Raw genomic sequence first — 17,777 nt, 5'->3', positions numbered from 1 at the left:
TGTGGAATCGCACTGCTAGTGCTCGTTTGCGTGTGACATTCGTTGCTTATCCGCAACCTGCTTGCAAAGCGAAATAAAAGCGGCTTGTGACAAGGTGTGTTTTGCTCGATTGGCTGCTTTTGAAACCAATTGCGAGTTTTCAATGCTGAAGTCTCCACCACTGGAGATTGGGACGATGTGATCGATCGCAACATCATCTGGACTTAGCACGTCACCCGTTAATGCGCACCGATAGTTCTGTTCCTCGAGAAGCGCGTATAGGTCTGGGAGCGAGAGCTTGGATTGATGTGATGCCAGTGCACCCTTGGTACGCCGCCGACATAGTGCAGCAACAAAGCGAATCAAATTGATTCCACCATTCTCAGATTCGATCTGTGGTGTTTCTTTGCGATACCGGAGCAATTGCCGTTCGTTAAGAACATTTCCGAGGCCTGCATCGTTGATCAGCCGCTTGAGCTGTGATGGCCGAAGTACAATCTGGCCGAAATCTAAATGTCCCTGAGTCGAATCCCCGATACTCTGATGCTCAGCGCGTACTCCCAGGTCCCTCGGTTGAGCGAACTCAGAACCCTCGTTCGCTGGTCTACTCTCGCCTTGATTAGAGCTTCCTTCCAAGTCAGACATTTCGAGCTGTTTGACTTGCTCGAATACGCGCATTTCAAACGACGCTGAGACCGTATTCGCTGTGCTGTGCATAGACAGAGTAGCGTTTGCCTCCAGGGATCGTTCCTTTTCCGAGACTGTGCTGCTTTCGTTTTCGCACCTGCCAAAGCATCGCTCAGGGCAATCTTCCATTGAGCTGTTAAATTCATTCATCGAAACTCCTTTCAAAATAAAATCCGGACAAAAACAAACTGAGCTATCTAGCGCGGCTGTTCCCGCGGCCCAAGATTGGTGGTCTCGGGCCGGAAGTACCTAAGCATGTTTGGTAGCGAGTGCCACTGTGGCAGACGCGTTTTGGGGGCCACTGTTGGCTCACTGACGCGTTCTCGTGCTGGCTGGGCGTTGCATTCGAATGAGGTGCAACGATTGCGACACACGCGAACGTGTGCGATGACTTGCGTTCTCGATTGGTTACTCATGAGCAACCTCGAATTATGTTGCCTGCTGCCTTCCAGAGTTCGTGGGCATCCGTTGGCGTCCAGTTGCGAACGTTCTCAACGCCACCGCCCGCGCCGTGACCCATCTGCCAGTAGGTCACGTCGGGATTGATACCGAATGCCGCTGATGCATCAGCAGGAATCGTTTCCTCTTCGCCGTTTGGCTTGCAGCTCGCGCCGAATGCGAAGTCCATACAACGACGGCCAGCAAACGACGCGATGTGATCGAACGGCTGCACATCGATCAAAAGCACATGGGTGTCAGAGCACTCGGAATGACCGCATGGAAACTCGACACGGAAGGTTGGCGTCCAGCCAACGAGGTCCATTGGCTCATAGTCCCACTTCCATTTCGCTTGATCAAAGAAGCATGCCCATTGTGCTTCTAAGCGGGAACGGAACTGGACGCCGTTGTAGGAGGTGGGGCGAGACGCAAATGCATGATGCATACCGAGGTTGCCTTTCGATTGTGAAGTAGAGAAAACAGATGGCTCGCTGGCTTTCCGGACGTTAGGACGTCCCGTACGTTTCCCTATACCGATTACATACGTGTAAATTTCATGTCTCATTCCTTCCCAACAGTTAACTCGGAGTAAATGTCCGGAACGTTCGGAACGTACTAACTGACGAATGGATTTGCTGGGTGTGGAAGTAGGACGTTTCCGATTCTTTAAGTCCGGAAAAAAACCTGAACGTCCGGAGGCCCTGATCGCTGCGATCTCAGTTGCCGTTGTAAATGGTAAAAACAATGAATAAATGCCCCCGATCATGACAAAAACAGCTCCTGTCCACGGACGTTGGTTGAAAGCCCACTCTTGATGTCCGGCCGTATTGCGAAGCCGTCTTGGGCCGACTCTTTGAAGACCTGATACTTGGTATACTGGCCGTCGTAGCTTCGCCTAAACCTACCGTACTTGTCCTCAGATATCTTGATTCTCTCATCGACAAAACGACCGCAGAGCTTGCCCATACGTGTTGTTTGCGAACGGGCTGTACCATCGCCGAGTTCTGCTTGCAGCAAAAAGTTTCTATTGGCAAGGTCTGTTAACTCAGACGCGGACCATAGTCCTTGTGGATGCTCTGCAAGCAAAGCGATGAGCTCTTCGAATTGCCGTCGAGTCTCGTCCATCTCACTGGCTGCATCGTCTGCATTGATCATGAAGTCCGGTTCACCGTTGGCTTCCAGAATGCCGCCAATGATGTTGCCCCACCCCTTCTTGTTGAAACGCGTTTGAACCTTGGCCAGAGGCATACCGCTGGCCTTCCAGCGTTCGACCATGTTCACGAGTTCGCCGAGCAACTGAAGCCGATGCGTTTGAACGTACGCCTCCGGATCGTCCATTGAAAAGGAACGCTTCTGTGGATCTCCCTCGTATTCCAGATTGATCACCACGCAGCGTGTGATAAGGTCGCGACTTACATCAGGCGAGTTGGCCGTGATGCAAAACAGATGCGAATTCTCAGCGCGGATCTCTTGGGAAAAGCCAAGTAGACGAAACGACAGAATCGGATCGGTAATTGAGCGCTCGAGGCAGGCTGAATCGATCTTGGGATTGCGGCCACGAGCCTTGGCGTTGTCTATGATGATGGTCGTGACGCCACGCCTTACGATGGTTCCCAGACGCTTCTCGAATTCCTCGTCATTTGCATTGTAGGAAGCGGTTTCGACATGATGGCCATCACGGAGAATAGCCAAAATCTGTGCAAGCACCGATTTCCCTAGCTCGGGCTGATTCCCGTTAAACAGAGCCGCTGGCTTGGAGCCGATGAAACGTGAGACCAGCAGACCTGTTAGGAGGATGCCAATGTAATTGGTACGATCGACCGGTTTACGCCAACAGAAGTCGCGCAGCAACGCGTCGAGATGTTTAGTTCCTTCGACCGGTTCAATATGTGGACCTGCATAGTAGAAGCCAGACTGGGGATCGAAACCGGGACTGACCAGCCGCCAGTCTTCCGTGTAGATCGGGTTGTGGCTAAACAATCGAATAGCGGGCAAACGTTCGCGCTGACCGACATTATTAAGCCATGTGTTCGCATAAGATGTTGGCAGAGGCTTGTACTCGCCTCCATCGTCGTTAACGAAGTAGAACTCAACGTACTGATTGAGCAGCCCTGTTAATTCTGCAGAAGAGAGCACTGGCGAAATCGATTGCTCTCGCACCACAACCAATTGCTCCACCCGATTGAAGCAAGAGCCTGTGGCAAGTAATCGCTCGGTGATATGGTCCATGGTCGAGGCGACAGGAGTTGATCGCGAGTCGATCGTAATAATTTTTCTTTCTTCGGGTTCATCAGCAATTTGGTCGCCAGGCGACTCAGCAATAGTTGGACTTTCCTTGGGAACACGCCTCTGTAAGCGATCGCACAAAGTGGTGCGCACATCGTACTCACCACTTTCCCAGGTTAAATCAAAGTAGCGGCGACCTTGCTCGGCGAACTTGCCGACCGATTGTAGCCGTGTCCAAACTTCATCCTTGGCAATTCCATTACGAATCGCAAAGCAGCAAACCGCGAAGTCAGCCTCCGATCGAGAACCGTCCGGAGCGATCATACAGGCAGCAATGAGTTCTGAGAGTTTGTCGGACTTACCAGCCGATAGCTTGCGAACGGCCGGCAATGGCATCGCCTCAATCTGCCGCTGACGTTTCGTGGCATCACACAATTTGGCAAACTTCAGAAACGCATCGATTGGATACCGACGGTTGCCGTCGCATTCAACTAGTTCTGCTTTTATCGGTTCGCGACCGTTGCGTTGATCTTTTCGATTCAAGGTGCCTGGCAGCCGGAGCAACCTAGTGAGGTCGGTAGTATGATCGGCGTTGATCGCCGCTGCGATGCCTGTCAGTAGATCCTGGGCTTGCAGAGCCTTAGGGCTTGTTTTGGTCAAATGATGGCGTCGATCCAAGAAAACGCGATCCTTGCCATCAAGGATATATCGCCTTGGTTTCTTACGTCCGTCGCTTCCAATGGACCATTCCGTTTCGACTGGGGGTGGATCGCCAACATCGTCGATCAGAAGGGGACGATCCAAAAGCCAATACAGATGCACACCGTTGCCGCTATTTACGATCGCTGTCGGCGTGGGGATCGATTGTGAAGCACAACGTTGTACAGCCTGAGCAACATCGCATCCATCGAGATCAGCCCAGAGGCAGCGAATAACTCGAATCTGCCAAGCTAGGTCGAATCGTCCTTTATTACCAACTCGTGGACAGACGCTGAAAAACAGGTTCGTACGCTCCGACTCGGAACTTGTTTCCAGCCGAGTCAACGTTTGCTCAAGTGTCGTTGCCTTGGCTGGCCGGTAGCACACGTTGCCATAATCGACACGGCTCCGCTTTCGTCCCCCTTCCGTCCATGTTTCCACGGGACGAAAAAGGATTAGGTCCGATGGCTCGAACAGAGTCGTTAATAAGGTGATCGCTGGGTGACTCAAGCTGTGTCACCTCTTTCTCGAATGGGTCGATATTTGAAAATCAAACGATGGAAACGAGTGACTTGCGACATGGCTATGTGAGCTCCATGGCCGGAGAAAGCGTCTGCGACTCCGCATCGACGAGCTGAACCTTGATCGTTCCGCTCGGCTGCGATTCATGCTTGATCGAAAGCAGCCAAACCACCTGCGAATCGTCCCAGAACACGCCGGCATGCTGCAACGCATCCAAGATTGATTTTTGTGAATTGTCACAGTCGCGCCGGCGATTGTCTGGCGGCCAAATATCAATGCGTATCGCTATTGGTCCCATCAAGGGCTTGATGCCTTTTGCAATCGCGATTCGTCGAACCTGGTGGCGATAGGTTCGCGCATCCTTCGACAGCACCGGACGTCCTTGGTAATAGCTGAAGTAGTGATTGATGCTTGGCGGAAACGGAAGTTCGAGCTCGGTAACCATCCTTGCTTCCTTGTACTGAAATAGAAAAAGCCGGGACGGAGCGAACGGCCGATTTACACCGACTCATTCGCTTGTCCCGTCCCAGCCGCACCCGTGCGAAATCAAGCCACCTGGGATCAGAACGGCATGTCCTCTGATGGGATCTCACCGCTCGAAGTGGTCGCGAGACGAATGCGTCGATTGAAGTAGACGTTGGTGTAATCACCGCGAGTCCGCTTCGTGACTTCCAAGGTCACATCGAGCAGTTCCTCAAGTCGCCCGGATAGTTCACTGAACTTGGAGAGTTCCAAGCCCAACGTTTTCAAATCTCCCTTCACGTAAGGGATCGACGCCTGCGTGATGACTGAATTCTTGAAGATGTGACGGCCGGCTTGTGAACCCGACATCACTTGCAAATCGAACTTGATCATCGGGTCGCCCTTCTGACTGCTCTCGAGTTTTACCGACTCAATGCGTACTTGATACTTGCCATCCGGGACCTCGTCATATTCTGGTGCTTCCGCTGTTGCGAACTCTTCATCAAACGACGACAGATCCACGAATTGGTTGGCGTCTTCGTATTCTTCGTAATCGCTCATTGCTTAACAGCCTTTCTTGCTGGGGTGCTGCCCGGAGTAGAAGAAGAAGCAACAGGGCCTTTTCCAGGCGCAGGGCTCTGTGCGGTTGAATTCGAAGTGGTTCCGGTAAACGCCGAATGAAATGCGGCATAATCGAGCGGCAGCATCTCAGGCAACCGACCGGTCCGATCGCCAGCCTCGTAAGTAGGATGAGGCTTAGTTCGGAGCACGCGATCGACTACGATGTTGCCGGCGGCGTCTTTACGTGAGACCGAGTCGCCATAAAGGATGATGTCGACCAGGCCCAACACAACGTTGCGAGCACGATCTGGCAAGCTCGGAGTGGTTTTGGTGTACTCGCCGGTGCGCGTTTCAATCGTTTTGTCGACGGCATGCGAGATGAGGATCAAACCGTATGGCAAACTGGCCAACCGAGTCAGCACACGATGCCATTCGTTCTTGACCAGAGCCCAGCCTTTGCCGTGTCCCATGTCCCCTTCGTACTCGATGCCGTGCTTGGCACAGACGTAGTCGGAACACATCTTGAACGCATTATCGACGGTGTCGATCACGATCGTTTTGAACTTGTGGTCACCCTTAGCCACTAGCTTGCAGGCTTCGAGGAAGTCGTCCCACTTGTACGTTGGAACTTTAAAAACTTCTAAATGATTTAGACCTGGTTCGCACTCGAAAAAGATCGCCGACGGAAATTTCGAGGCCATTGTGCTCTTTCCTAACTTTGGAACTGAGTAGAGCAAAATGGTTTGCTTGTCGAGCTCGGTCACAGGCTTGGTTGCTTCAGTAGGTAATGCAATTGTCATTGTTTATCATTCCTTTCAAATCAGAATTGGGGTGCTTCAGAATCAACACGGGATAGCTCTTCGTTAGGAAGAGCTATCTCATACAAATTGTTAGCAACGTTTGGATTGAATCCCGACTGGCAATAAGCCAAGTACTCACAAGGCCGCTGGTATGAGAAACAGTTCGAAGTGTTGAGCAGCCACTTGCCGCGCCGGCGGGCATCGAGGTATTGCTGGGTGATCTCCCAGACTTCGTCTTGCAGCATGGCAAGTCGATCTTCGGAGAGATAAATGAACTCCCGATGAAACGCTTCGGGACGCGAGTACCACTCGACGAGGCGTGCTTGGAACTCATCGTCCGTTTCAGGCAGCTGGCGCTTGGCCGTTGATTTGCCACTCTTGTTCTTGGCAGCTAGCTCGGCTTTGCGGATCTCGTATTCTTCCTGAGTCTCGCCTTTGCCTTGTTTGAGCCGACTCTTGAGCAGTACGTTGTAGATCACCCCAATAATCGGATAGCCCAACTCCCGCAGGTAGTAGCAATACAAGGCAATTTGCGTGTCGGTCCACAGTTTGTCGAGATAGCTCGCATCAACGTTTGATGCCGTTTTGTGCTCAAGCAAATACAGACCGTCGTGGCAGCGAACGATGCCGTCGACCTTGCCAGCAATACGGAACGTCTGGCTCTGACGACCAGTGTCGGGATTGCGGATCTCGCCGACGAATTCCTTTTCCACTTCGATAACTTCGAATTCTTCGGTTGAATAACGATCGGCGTACCCACGAATCATCGCGGTGGCAAGGTGCCATTGAGCCATCTGATGGGGATCGGTGTTGCGGTTTTCGTAAGCTTCGTCGATCGATGCGAGGACATCGCGTAGCCGCGAATCGGCATCCGTCGACCTGTACCAAAGCTCGATGGCTGTATGGATCACGCTACCGAACGACAACGCCTCCACTCGCTCACGCGGCCGGAGATTATCGAGATAACGGTTCTTGTACTTGCGAGGGCAATTACGAAACGTGTTGAGTGCTGAATAGGTCAGCAGCGTCTTATCGTTCGCTTCGATTGGGGTTATGACTTGTGACATGGGTGCTCGGAGTTACTAGTCTTGAAGGTTTTTACTGAATAAGTTGGTATCTAGAAGAATCTCATTTCGTAGATCTCTTGTTCTTCGATCAGAAGGCCATTGAGGCGTTTTGCACCTCGTTCCCGAGCAAGCTGCGCCTCGCTGACATTCAGAGATGCATTGATTCGCGAGCACTTCTTGCAGATTCGGTTGGCAGCACTTTTCGAACGAAAGGTTTCGCTGCATTTCAGGCACGCCCGATCGCCAGGTTCGTGGGGTAGAGGTCGCTTTGACATGGTCGGTGGATCTTTCAAGGAGGTGAGGCCAAGAGGTTGAAGAGAGATGGGGAATCAAACCGTTTCGATTTCCTCGACCTCGAAGTTGCCTTCTTGATCGCTGGTCACCAGAAAGTGCTGGTGCGAGATGTTCGCGACGAAGCGGCTTTCACGAGGCAGAGCTTGGCGAATCGTCTGGCAGGATTAGTTGAACTCGTTGGAAGCGGCTTCGAAGCGTTCGACCGCTCGCAGGTATCGCTGCAAAGCGAGCGAGACGGTGACGCGCTGTTCGATATTCATGGCGGGTGCGCTCATGCTGATTTCTCCATCTCGGATTCTTGGCTGGTTTGAAAAGCGTTGTCCTCTCCAGAACTAGCTATGCAATTCGGAGAAACGACGTCCCAAAAAAATCCGGATTCACTCCAGTCGACACTCGCAAAATGCTCGCGAATCCCTGCTAAAACCTGCGAAACTTTTCGTTTCGATAAACCGAGTTTGTTTGCGATCTCGTTTTGGTTGTGAGTTCGCAAAAGCCGCGCGATGCGACGGTAGTGGCGGGGTAGAGTGTTGATTTGATGATCAACGGCATCAGCCAACTCGACGTCACGAAGAGGGTCGCGTGGCTCGGTCTGGCGACGGCGTGTGCCATCGGCGGAAGAGAGTCCACGGTTCAGTTCCTCGGACTTGCGATCGGGCCCTTCGACCATCTTCGAAAGCGAGTCGACGACGCGCCCTGGCGGTGGGTTGCTGCGTCGCCGATTCGATCCACGGATGAGACTAGCGGCGGCCGTCCGCATCATTTGTGTTACGAAAGCTTCGATGCTTCCTTTGGCCGGATCGAATTGCGAGGCTCGTTCGAGAACGTAGGTGAGGAGCTCTTGTTCGATGTCCTCGATCTCAAACGACGTCAGCGAGTTGTGATGTTCGAGACGCAGCGAGATGCGATTTGCCAATTCCATCGCGAAGGGGACCATCCGGCTTTGGTATTCAGACGCAGTCAATTTTCTTCCTCCGGTTGGAGGAATGGCATGACCACAGCCGCTCAGACCGATACCAGAAATGCGCCGGAGACCGACTCGCGGAAAACGCAGGTAACGGTCAGTCGGGCGATTCACGTCCTCTCAACCGAGGACGAGCCGCGACAAGTCGTGTCGCAACGCGACAGAACGTGTCGCAAGTTGGAAAGTGAGGAAATTGCCATGTTTTTTGATAAATCCTGGCGTCGCCCGAACCCCTGGATGATTCGATAGGCGTTTCTTCTAAGGTCAAACGAAAGAAGGTAGAATCGAAGACAACCCGTACCAGGGGGGGCGATGACGCGGATGCTTCCGCGCGCGGCTAATGAACCGAACGAGAAGCTGGGATAATGAGTAGAGCCAATCCAGATCGCTTATCGATGTCTATGGATGAGAGAGTCGCCGCCGCATGTCGCGATGCAGGTCGACAGGCGATCGAAGTTGCTGAGCGGACCGGGACCGAGATCGTGATTTGGCGAGACGGTAAGATTGTCCGCCTAACTGCTGCCGAAGCACGCGCCGAGTTCGATCAGAAACAAGACCGGTCTTTAGGCCCTGGCGTTACGGATCAGACCGATTGAACATCAAGGAGATTGACGTGGAATTTGTCGACGAGACTTTCGTTCCATCTGAAAAAGATGCCGAAAAGGCAAGGGCTTTCAACCGAGCACTTGCCCGTGGAATCTTGCCAGATTCGCAATTTATGTTGCAGCGTGAGGGCAACGTTGAGGCTGTAGATATTCCGCATGCCGTGGTCGCCGTGCTGACCAAAGTCCTCTCGGTGATGTCAGAAGGGAAGCCGTTTAAGTTGATACCGATGGACGAGGAGCTAACGAATCAAGAAGCAGCAGACATACTGAATGTTTCGAAATCCTATTTGGATCAAGTGCTCGACTCGGGTGACATCTGCCATCGCAAAGTTGGTCAGAGTCGACTTATCAAACTTATTGATTTGCTCGAGTATAAGAAAAGGCAGGAAAGTTGTAGCAAAGATGCGCTTCAGGAACTGGCTGATGAAGCTCAAGAACTACAAATGGGATATTAACCGCTCTCGGTTTGCAGCCAGGCATAAAGCCTTGAACATTATTTTCACTTGGAAGCAGAGGCTTCTAAAATGAATCGTTTTGCGACCTTACCCGCAGTCTTGGACTTCCTCTTTGCAGATTTCTGACTATCTGACTTAGATTGAACGTCCAATCTTCCGCCAGCTGCAACGAAGGCACGGATGAGTTGATCCAACGATACATCAGGCGCGGCTCGTTCAATCTTGGCGATTCTTGGCTGACTAGTTTTAAGCCGTTTCCCGAGTTCCTTTTGCGAAAGATTCGATATCACACGAGCTTCACGGACTGCTGCAGCCATTTGAGTACGAGCATCAAGAAGCTGTCGCTCTGCTTCACTCATCTCCAAGAAGTCAGCGGCATCCCCAACAGCCCAACCTGCGGCGACTAGTGCTTTTCGTTTGTTGGTTTCCATCACAATACCTCACTTGGCTTTTGCTGACTTTGTTATCGCATCGTACTTCTTCAGTCGGTCTTTACACCGATCATTCACTTCGTCAGGGATCTTTCGCGTCTTCTTCCCGTAGACTTCCAAAATCACGACCGCATCTGCATCGATCCGATACATGATCCGCCAGTTTTGACCAGCATCACGAACTCGCAAAGCACCGCATCTCGGACCGACCGTTGGTAGCGGCTCCGCATGAGGCATGCTTAAGGCTTGTCCTTCTTGTAACGCTCGCAACAACTCACCCGCCTCCATTCGACCTTCAGAAGTAAAGGGTGGTGTCTTTACCTCACCGCTCAACCAAACCAGCGGTTTACGCTCGGGTTTACTAGGCTCCTGAGGTTACGTCTTAGCTTTTCGCGGCATATCGACCTCCTTAAGTGTATATCGGATACGGTATATGGTCAATTGAGAAAAAGTGGATTGAGCTGAAGAGTTTAGCCGTTTTTGACGGTTAATCTCGAAAACACAGCAAAAAACACTCCGGCCGAACTCGCGGATGGAAGGATCTCTCAGAACAACCAGTCGATGACGACATCAGGGCTGTAGCTTACCTCGAGGCCGAGATTGATGGACTTGTGGAGATGCAGTCCCAGTTCGGGATGCACCTTCTCAATCGCTTCGATGGCTCGTGAGATCGCTTTGCAGACCGTCTTCCGGGAACGCTCGGCGTCGAACTTCTGGCGAACCCGTCCACCGAGGCCTTGGGCCGATTTGATCTGATCCAGAATGGCCTGGCGTTCATCGCCAAGCTTCTCCTGTCGCGCCGGATCGTTGAAGCTGGTTGCTTCCTCAAACTCTTCGTCGATCTCCTGCAAGCGATCGCGATAGCCTTTGAGAGTCTCCATGTCGACCACTTCGCCGAGTGAACCGGTGGAAGTCTCCTCGGCCAAGCCCGCCTGCAACGCTTCAAGGTGCGTACAACGAAATGCAATGTTCGGCTTGGCGAGCAGTTGCTCGATGTACCAAGTGCCGTTCGTTTCCGCTGTGATCTCGACCTCGCTGTTGAACGCGAGCATCCGGTGTTTGCCTTTGCGCTGGAAGACGTGGCCCGACAAGCGGCTTTCAAGCGTCACACCCAGTATCGATGCGATGAGCTCTCGTGACTTCGCCTTGGCCAACAGACGTCCATCTCCGGTCACGTTGATGAGTTGTTCGATCTCGACTGGTTTGCAGTCGAGGATCTTCGCACTCGTTTCGAACTTCTGGTCACGTCGTTTGCTGTTGAGATCCAACAATAGAAACGTCGATCTCGCGTGGCCAGATGCGACGTGTAGTGCTTCGGTGATCAAGTCGCTTCCAATGTACAGCGACATGTAGACCGGCCTCGACTGAAGCTCCAGCGGTAAATTTCCCAGGAACCAAACTCGTCGTCTCCTGTCCAGCCATTCGGGCTTTCGGCCGAGACTCAGCGCAGCATTCAACTCCGCTGCGAGTTGCCTCGTATTGAGCTGATGGCAAATCACATCGGTGCGTGGGACGACTCTGGAATCGCCAGTGCTTTCACAGAAAGCCACGAAGTGGTCATCGCTCTCAACAACCTTGAACGATGACCATGGCGTGCGACCTGGCAATCGTGACGCAACGATGTTCGTCCCCTCGAGAAAGCGGCTTAACGGCTCGAATTCCGTTTCGAGCCGCTCACGCCAAACATCCTTGACCTCCATGAGCAATGGCGATTCCTCAATAACTCGCCACAGTTGGCTCATACTTGTTCGATCCTTTTGCCGCCCTTGCACCAGTCTTCATGACAAACCGTCGTAGCAACAGCCAGTCCTCAATGTGACGAGAATGTTCATCGCGTGTATACGATGCTTCACTTCCTGTATACAACGTCAGAGCGCGTCGTGCCTTGACGTGTCGATACTTGATCCGAAAGTTGGCACGATCTAGTGGCCCCTCTGCATGAAACGTTCCTCCACGCCATTTTAAGTCTGCAAAAAAGTCATCCGCTCCGTGGATGATATAACGATTGAATGGTCCCCCCAGCCGGACTCGGTAGTTGAGCAAGACAATCTCTTCGATGGCATCGATTTCGCCTGGTGACAAAGCATCCTCACCAAGTTCCGACAGCGGTGCGAGTGTATAACGCGAGTAGATACCGAAGTATTGCGGATCGTCGAATAACAGATTACCGAAGATGCGACAGTAAACAGGGTATGTGCTCTTCAAGCTCGAATTGAGCATCAGCACTTCTTCGCTCAGGTCATAGATCATCGTGTCCTTCCGAGCCTCGCGAAAGGTGACCGTATCCATGCCATCTTCATCGATCGTGGGCTTGCGACGGAACGGATCGCCGCGCTGAATGCTGATCTGAATTTCGTTGTCCACGACGCGAGGAGTCATAAACAGCTTGCGACCGCGATTGTGTTTGGCAAACCAATCGCCGGCATCCTTGATGGCTTGGTTCAGTCGATCTTCCGTGATCGTGATCGGAGCTATTCCCGCCGACTGGACAGGCTGAAAGCATTCCATGAGTCTGGGCGTTTTCCAGGTCTGCCATGCGTGCTGAGCTTCGACCATCTTCGAGTCAAACAACCAGACCTGCATGACAACATCGGCCAGCGAGTGTTTGCCGTTTTCATCGAACGGCATGCCAGCTTGCCGCGCGAGCTTGAGCAATGAGTCAGCAGCCAAAGGCGACGACATCTCCTCGACGTAAAAGACGGCGTTGAGCAGTGCTTGCGGTGTCTTCATCGTCGGGTTGATGAGAATGTCCACCAGTTTCTCGATGGTGGCATTGTCGATACGGCTTGGTTCTCTAACCTCGAGTCCACGCGTCCGAAGGTAACCCTCAAACGGCTTCAGGAAAGTACAAAGAACAGTCGGGTTGATTTCTCGGATGACCTCTGGTTCACCGAGTTTCTTTGGGTTGTAAGTAGGCATAGGCGATCACTCTTCCACTCATGATGAAACGCATCCTTGGGACTCGTTAAAGACCAGCGTCTCCAAATTGCTAGCTTTAGGTAATGTAGTGGAAGTATTGAACGCTACCTCCTTGACACGTTTGGTCACAGCCGGATGCGAATTTCGGGAAAGGTGAAAGTTTTGCAGGAAAAACCGGGATAGGAATTTTTCTTGACTTGATCGGAAGACTCTTTCGTTTCACATCCTGTTTCGCGTACTTGGCTAGGAGAAAACAACGTTGACAACTCGGTCTAGATGTAGCACAATGTGGTATCACTTTGCTTCGCTCATCGGAAAATGCCTTGGAAAAAAACTGCCCTCCTCTTGTACTTGATACGAACGTGTTGGTCGCTGGCGCCTGTCGCCATGAACGCAGCGCCGCCTATCGAGTCTTGATGGGAGTGCTGCGGGGCCAAATTCCAATCATGCTGACTGAGGGAATCGTGGCAGAGTACGAGGATGTATTGTTGCGGCCGTCGGTGCGGCAGCTAACTGGACTGAGCCCGAAACAGAGTTCTGATTTGGTGCTTGAGCTCATTTCGCTCTCTCACCAAACTCAACTTCGGTTCAGTTGGCGTCCAAACTTGATGGACGAAGCCGACAATAAATTCATCGAAGCCGCCATTGCTGCTTCCGCAATCATTGTGACCTACAACGTTCGGCATTTTGCAAAACCAGACCTAAAAAAGTATGGGTGGGAAGTAATGACACCCAATGACCTCGCCACGCTATTCGAATTGGAAACGTAATCATGGCAACACTCTCATTGCGTATGCGTGATGACCTGAAAGCAAAGGCCCAACAACTGGCCAGCCAACAGGGTGTATCACTGAACAGCTACATCAACGCAACGCTTGCAGCGACTGTCGCACAAGCTGAAACTCTCGCGATGATGGGAGACCGATTGAGCAACATCGATCGCGAAAAACTTCATGCGAGAGTCATGGACTTCATGACCAAAACCAAAGCCGGTCCCGAGCCAACTCCGGCTGAGATTGAACAAGCGATTGGGAATCGATAATCTGATTCAAGATGGCTTATTTCCACTCTTGATGAAACGCATCCTTGGGGCTCGAAAAGACCAGCGTCTCCAGCTTGCTAGCTTTGATTAATGTATTGGAATTATTGAATTGCCCCCCTATGACAACTCTGGTCACAGCCAGATGCAGATTTTTGGAAAAGTGAGATTTTTGCCATAAAAACTGGGATAAGAATTATCCTAGATTTGATTGGTAGACTCTGCCCGAGCATCCCTCTTAAGGCCAACCTCGTCGCAAATTCGCCTCCACGCCTTCCGTTGGTCTTCCCAGCGGAGCATCGCTGCGATCGGACGCAGTCGCTTCTCGTGTATCTCAGCTTTGCCTTTGGAAAGACGGGACAGGAATAGGAGAGTCTCTTGGATATCGGGGGCGAGCATCGTCAGGCTGAGGATTTGCGAAATGCGGGGTTGGCTGACGTTGCCGATGGTGGCGAGGTGCTCGAGGTCGCGAACTTTGCCGGTGCGTAGCAGTTCGTCACAGCGAATAGCGAGAGCCATCAGGCGTGTGATCCGTGGCAAAGGGCCAGCCAGTTCTGGTTCATCGCACTGTTGACGTTCCTCCCGTATGGTGCAGTTGAGAACAAGCTTCTTCTTTATCGTATTCATCAAGCGGCCTCTTCGTCATTCTGGATCAGTGCAGCGATTGCGGTTGGGTGATACGAGATCGATAAGGCTCCCTCGAATCGATCGTATTGAACGCGCGAGATCAGTAACTCCAAAAGTTGTACTCGCTCTTTCGGGCGAAGGATGGCCCAGAGTCGATCGAAGTCACTTACCGCTTCCTCGACTTCACTTCGATCGAAGCGACATTGCTTTAATTGCTCAAGGTCTTTTTCAACCTCGACAATGCGGGCCTGGGTCTTAGCAAGCCGCGTCTTCAGATCTTGGCGTCTGGCGTCGTTTAGATCACTCGTCTCACCATTCGAGGCCATACGTTTGAGCTCCGCCTCGTCGCGCGAGCGTTGGCTTGATAGCTGGCGTAACTGCAAGTCATGCCGTTGCTGATGCTGCTGTAGCAATTGCTCCGATTGTTCAAAAACGGCTCGTCGCACTCCCTCGTCGTCAACGATGCATCTCAACGATTCGACAACCGCTGTTTCGATCGCCGGCGCGGGGATCGAGCCGGTGCGACACTGGCTGTGCCCGCGTTTGATGGCGGTTTGGCAAACATAATAGCGATAGACTTTGCTTTTCTTCTTGGTGGGGCAATGCACCATGGCGTATCCACAGGAGGGACAATGAAGAAGCCCTTTCAACAGTGCGTTGTGGCGATTGACCAAACGATTGCCGTTGCCACGTCCATGCTCTTTCAACATTGTTTGCACTTTATCAAATACGCTCTGACTGATAATCGGCTCGTGCTGGCCATCGTAAATCTTGTCCTTGTGCCTGATCTTGCCGGCGTAAATGATGTTGGTTAGCAACGCGTGCAGCGAACACTTGTCAAAAGGTCGACCACCTTTGTAACGGCCTTTGCGAGTCAGCCAGGTTTTGTTGGCCCAGCCAAGCTGATCTAGCTTCTGGACCACTGGTAAAAGCGACCGCAGTTTTAGATAGGAATCAAAGATCTCGCGAACCATCTCTGCTTCTTGTGCGTTGACGACCAGTTTGGGGCTCGTCGAAGAGCGATCGACGTCGTAGCCGAGCACTTGCTGTCCACCGCACCATAAACCCTTTTGTCGCTGGGCCGCGATTTTGTCGCTGATGCGTTCACTGATGATCTCACGCTCGAACTGTGCAAAGGACAGCAGAATGTTCAGTGTCAGTCGCCCCATCGAATTGGTCGTATTGAACTGTTGAGTTACAGAGACAAAGGAAACTCCGGCGGCATCAAATGCTTTCATGGTTTGGGCGAAGTCGAATAGCGAACGGCTCAGTCGGTCGACCTTGTAAACAACGACACAGTCAACTTCTCCAGCCTCGATATCCTTCATCAACTCGTTGTATGCAGGGCGATCGAGGTTGCCACCAGAATATCCTCCATCGTCATAACGTTTGGGCAAACAGATCCAGCCTTCGGACTTCTGGCTTGCAATAAATGACTCCGCTGCGTCTCGCTGGGCATCAAGTGAGTTGAATTCAAGATCCAATCGCTCCTCAGTGGATTTGCGAGTGTAGATCGCACAACGGATGCGGCTTCGATCTTCCTCAGGTTTCTTGCGATTCATTTGGATTGTCCTAGCTTGAAGAAATGGAAACCATTGCAGTGCGATCCGGTGATGGCACGTGCAACTGCGGTCAGCGACTTGTAGCGTCCGCCCTCGAACTCGAAGCCGTCGGTCATAACCATCACGATCAGCAGTTTGCCTTTGTAGTGACGCTCGATCACTTGGCCTGGAGGTGGGATGCGTGGGTCCCAATTCGCCGGAATGGAGGCTGGGACTTCTTTCTTGGATTTGCGGGCTTTGGGGGGTGTGACCCGAAGCAGCGATTCGCCGGCAATGACCGTGGCACGCAGAATGGCGCGTTCGCTCAATCCGCCTTCATCATCAGCCTGCATCTTCCAAGCGACTCGGCGATAGACATAGCTTCGGTTCCTAGAGCGGCACTTCTCGCCGAACAGCTTTTCGTATTTGGCGGCGAGTTGGCCGATGGTTAGTTCGGACAACTGGGCCAGCTTTACTTTCGTATCAGGACTCATCGTCGGTCTCCTTGTCGCTCTGCATCGTTGTGGCGGTTGGTGGCGTGGTCGGCTCTTTCGATGTGACCGTCTGTTGCTCGACCAGCTTGTTCGCGTGTCGCCAGATCGCTTCGACGATCAAGGCTGCGATCTTTGTTTGTTGCTCCTCGCACATGGTTGTTGGAATTCGTCTTGGACTTGGAACTGGTCTCTTCGAGGCCCGTTGCCTCGTTGTTTTGACCAGTCACAGAGAGCGAGGAAACCGGACTAAACTCAAGGCCTTCGGGTAGAGAGTCTGAGCCGATTTCCGAGATTTCTGCCGATTGTTTTTTTTCGCGTTTCCATCGCAGCACCGCTCGTCCCAAAAGTGTTGCCACCCGCGTTACCTGCTCCGCCGGCGAGACCATTTCAGACATATAACCTCCTTAGGCTTGTTTAATCGCATTCAACCTACCGAACCGGACCAAACCGCTTCCCTGAGATATCTATGCAATTTGTCTGAACGACGTCCCACAGAATGATTTTTTGTAGGCTTAAACGGCCGTTTTGGGGCGGTCTTTAGGGAGTCTCTCGGAGCGGAAAAATCACATAAGCTGAAGGTCAGAGAGACTTGAGAGCGTGAGATTGGGGGGTATCGGGCTCTCTCCGAGGTGGCCGGGGCTGTCGGATAGAGAGTCTCTACTTGGAAGCCCAGAGATCTGCCTGAGGTAAGGGCAAAGTGCGATTGCCCTTGTAAAAGCCTGGCGGAAAAACAAAAAAAGCCGGCGAAAGTGCATTACACCATCGCCGGCTTAAGTACTTAACCCGGTGGTCAAACAAAGTTTGACGGGGTTGGTAGAGTTGAAATTCGGGCTGACTCATTACTTACCGCGAGGTTATGACCAATGGCGTAGAAACCGCCCTTGTGTCGCTTTAATGCACATTAGAGGTCGTCGCCCCGAGTCGGCAAAAACTTGACTTCTTTCTGCGGCGTGGTACAAATAACCTCCAC

At 52.2% G+C, this 17,777-nt stretch carries 23 protein-coding genes; 5 read left to right on the top strand and 18 right to left on the bottom strand.

Features of this window, described 5'->3' with window-relative positions:
* Window positions 1-15 precede the first annotated feature (15 nt).
* The 10 genes from SH449x_RS13490 to SH449x_RS13445 form a co-directional block, all read right to left on the bottom strand.
* The gene (locus SH449x_RS13490) at window positions 16-816 is read right to left on the bottom strand and encodes an HNH endonuclease domain-containing protein (protein WP_482376608.1); all 801 of its coding nucleotides are present in this window, start codon (window positions 814-816) and stop codon (window positions 16-18) included.
* 47 nt (window positions 817-863) lie between these two features.
* Window positions 864-1,082 (bottom strand): hypothetical protein, encoded by a 219-nt coding sequence (locus SH449x_RS13485; RefSeq protein WP_482376607.1) that lies wholly within the window; start codon window positions 1,080-1,082, stop codon window positions 864-866.
* Window positions 1,079-1,669: a hypothetical protein gene (locus SH449x_RS13480; protein ID WP_482376606.1), complete on the bottom strand. Its 591-nt coding sequence runs from the start codon at window positions 1,667-1,669 to the stop codon at window positions 1,079-1,081. The genes SH449x_RS13485 and SH449x_RS13480 overlap by 4 nt, the downstream gene beginning before the upstream one ends.
* A gap of 197 nt (window positions 1,670-1,866) precedes the next feature.
* Window positions 1,867-4,539: a hypothetical protein gene (locus SH449x_RS13475; protein WP_482376605.1), complete on the bottom strand. Its 2,673-nt coding sequence runs from the start codon at window positions 4,537-4,539 to the stop codon at window positions 1,867-1,869.
* A 73-nt stretch (window positions 4,540-4,612) separates the two neighbouring features.
* The gene (locus tag SH449x_RS13470) at window positions 4,613-4,996 is read right to left on the bottom strand and encodes a RusA family crossover junction endodeoxyribonuclease (protein ID WP_482376604.1); all 384 of its coding nucleotides are present in this window, start codon (window positions 4,994-4,996) and stop codon (window positions 4,613-4,615) included.
* A 116-nt stretch (window positions 4,997-5,112) separates the two neighbouring features.
* Entirely contained in the window at window positions 5,113-5,574 is a 462-nt protein-coding gene (locus SH449x_RS13465) for a DUF669 domain-containing protein (protein ID WP_482376603.1), read from the bottom strand.
* Window positions 5,571-6,374 (bottom strand): ATP-binding protein, encoded by an 804-nt coding sequence (locus SH449x_RS13460; protein ID WP_482376602.1) that lies wholly within the window; start codon window positions 6,372-6,374, stop codon window positions 5,571-5,573. The genes SH449x_RS13465 and SH449x_RS13460 overlap by 4 nt, the downstream gene beginning before the upstream one ends.
* 20 nt (window positions 6,375-6,394) lie before the next feature.
* A complete protein-coding gene (locus tag SH449x_RS13455) occupies window positions 6,395-7,441 on the bottom strand; it encodes a PD-(D/E)XK nuclease family protein (protein WP_482376601.1) in 1,047 nt (348 codons plus the stop codon).
* 50 nt (window positions 7,442-7,491) lie between these two features.
* The gene (locus SH449x_RS13450; protein ID WP_482376600.1) at window positions 7,492-7,716 is read right to left on the bottom strand and encodes a hypothetical protein; all 225 of its coding nucleotides are present in this window, start codon (window positions 7,714-7,716) and stop codon (window positions 7,492-7,494) included.
* Window positions 7,717-8,006: 290 nt separating this feature from the next.
* The gene (locus tag SH449x_RS13445; RefSeq protein ID WP_482376599.1) at window positions 8,007-8,696 is read right to left on the bottom strand and encodes a sigma-70 family RNA polymerase sigma factor; all 690 of its coding nucleotides are present in this window, start codon (window positions 8,694-8,696) and stop codon (window positions 8,007-8,009) included.
* Between the two features lie 27 nt (window positions 8,697-8,723).
* Between SH449x_RS13445 and SH449x_RS13440 the strand changes: the two genes are divergently transcribed.
* The 3 genes from SH449x_RS13440 to SH449x_RS13430 all read left to right on the top strand — a co-directional run bounded on the left by SH449x_RS13440 (window position 8,724) and on the right by SH449x_RS13430 (window position 9,756).
* Window positions 8,724-8,945 carry a hypothetical protein gene (locus tag SH449x_RS13440; RefSeq protein ID WP_482376598.1) on the top strand — a complete coding sequence of 74 codons (222 nt, stop codon included), beginning with the start codon at window positions 8,724-8,726 and terminating at the stop codon, window positions 8,943-8,945.
* 116 nt (window positions 8,946-9,061) lie between these two features.
* Complete coding sequence (locus SH449x_RS13435) at window positions 9,062-9,292, top strand: hypothetical protein (RefSeq protein WP_482376597.1); 231 nt, start codon at window positions 9,062-9,064, stop codon at window positions 9,290-9,292.
* A 17-nt stretch (window positions 9,293-9,309) separates the two neighbouring features.
* Window positions 9,310-9,756, top strand: a complete 447-nt coding sequence (locus SH449x_RS13430) for a helix-turn-helix domain-containing protein (protein WP_482376596.1) — start codon at window positions 9,310-9,312, stop codon at window positions 9,754-9,756.
* Between the two features lie 44 nt (window positions 9,757-9,800).
* On the opposite strand, the gene SH449x_RS13425 is transcribed toward SH449x_RS13430, so the two are convergent.
* The 4 genes from SH449x_RS13425 to SH449x_RS13410 all read right to left on the bottom strand — a co-directional run bounded on the left by SH449x_RS13425 (window position 9,801) and on the right by SH449x_RS13410 (window position 13,106).
* Window positions 9,801-10,187 (bottom strand): XRE family transcriptional regulator, encoded by a 387-nt coding sequence (locus SH449x_RS13425; protein WP_482376595.1) that lies wholly within the window; start codon window positions 10,185-10,187, stop codon window positions 9,801-9,803.
* Window positions 10,188-10,196: 9 nt separating this feature from the next.
* Complete coding sequence (locus SH449x_RS13420) at window positions 10,197-10,475, bottom strand: type II toxin-antitoxin system RelE/ParE family toxin (protein ID WP_482376594.1); 279 nt, start codon at window positions 10,473-10,475, stop codon at window positions 10,197-10,199.
* Between the two features lie 257 nt (window positions 10,476-10,732).
* A complete protein-coding gene (locus tag SH449x_RS13415) occupies window positions 10,733-11,929 on the bottom strand; it encodes a hypothetical protein (protein ID WP_482376593.1) in 1,197 nt (398 codons plus the stop codon).
* Entirely contained in the window at window positions 11,904-13,106 is a 1,203-nt protein-coding gene (locus SH449x_RS13410) for a hypothetical protein (RefSeq protein ID WP_482376592.1), read from the bottom strand. The genes SH449x_RS13415 and SH449x_RS13410 overlap by 26 nt, the downstream gene beginning before the upstream one ends.
* Before the next feature lie 323 nt (window positions 13,107-13,429).
* Between SH449x_RS13410 and SH449x_RS13405 the strand changes: the two genes are divergently transcribed.
* Both SH449x_RS13405 and SH449x_RS13400 read left to right on the top strand, forming a co-directional pair.
* Window positions 13,430-13,876 (top strand): putative toxin-antitoxin system toxin component, PIN family, encoded by a 447-nt coding sequence (locus SH449x_RS13405; protein ID WP_482376591.1) that lies wholly within the window; start codon window positions 13,430-13,432, stop codon window positions 13,874-13,876.
* A 2-nt stretch (window positions 13,877-13,878) separates the two neighbouring features.
* Window positions 13,879-14,148, top strand: a complete 270-nt coding sequence (locus tag SH449x_RS13400) for a toxin-antitoxin system HicB family antitoxin (protein WP_482376590.1) — start codon at window positions 13,879-13,881, stop codon at window positions 14,146-14,148.
* A gap of 198 nt (window positions 14,149-14,346) precedes the next feature.
* Here the strand turns inward: SH449x_RS13400 and SH449x_RS13395 are convergent, their stop codons facing one another.
* Genes SH449x_RS13395 through SH449x_RS13380 form a run of 4 tightly spaced genes read right to left on the bottom strand, consistent with a single transcriptional unit; the run spans window position 14,347 to window position 17,202 of the window.
* Window positions 14,347-14,772 (bottom strand): hypothetical protein, encoded by a 426-nt coding sequence (locus SH449x_RS13395; protein WP_482376589.1) that lies wholly within the window; start codon window positions 14,770-14,772, stop codon window positions 14,347-14,349.
* Window positions 14,772-16,334, bottom strand: a complete 1,563-nt coding sequence (locus SH449x_RS13390) for a recombinase family protein (protein WP_482376588.1) — start codon at window positions 16,332-16,334, stop codon at window positions 14,772-14,774. The genes SH449x_RS13395 and SH449x_RS13390 overlap by 1 nt, the downstream gene beginning before the upstream one ends.
* A complete protein-coding gene (locus SH449x_RS13385) occupies window positions 16,331-16,807 on the bottom strand; it encodes a DUF2924 domain-containing protein (RefSeq protein ID WP_482376587.1) in 477 nt (158 codons plus the stop codon). Before SH449x_RS13385 ends, SH449x_RS13390 begins: the two co-directional genes overlap by 4 nt.
* Entirely contained in the window at window positions 16,804-17,202 is a 399-nt protein-coding gene (locus SH449x_RS13380; RefSeq protein WP_482376586.1) for a hypothetical protein, read from the bottom strand. The genes SH449x_RS13385 and SH449x_RS13380 overlap by 4 nt, the downstream gene beginning before the upstream one ends.
* Window positions 17,203-17,777 lie beyond the last annotated feature (575 nt).

It is taken from the genome of Brakhagea baltica, from assembly GCF_052161605.1.
In the GTDB taxonomy this organism is placed as follows: Bacteria; Planctomycetota; Planctomycetia; order Pirellulales; family Pirellulaceae; genus JBKCUI01.
The sequence above is the reverse complement of the archived record's forward strand: the minus strand, read 5'-3'. Positions and strand labels throughout refer to the sequence as shown.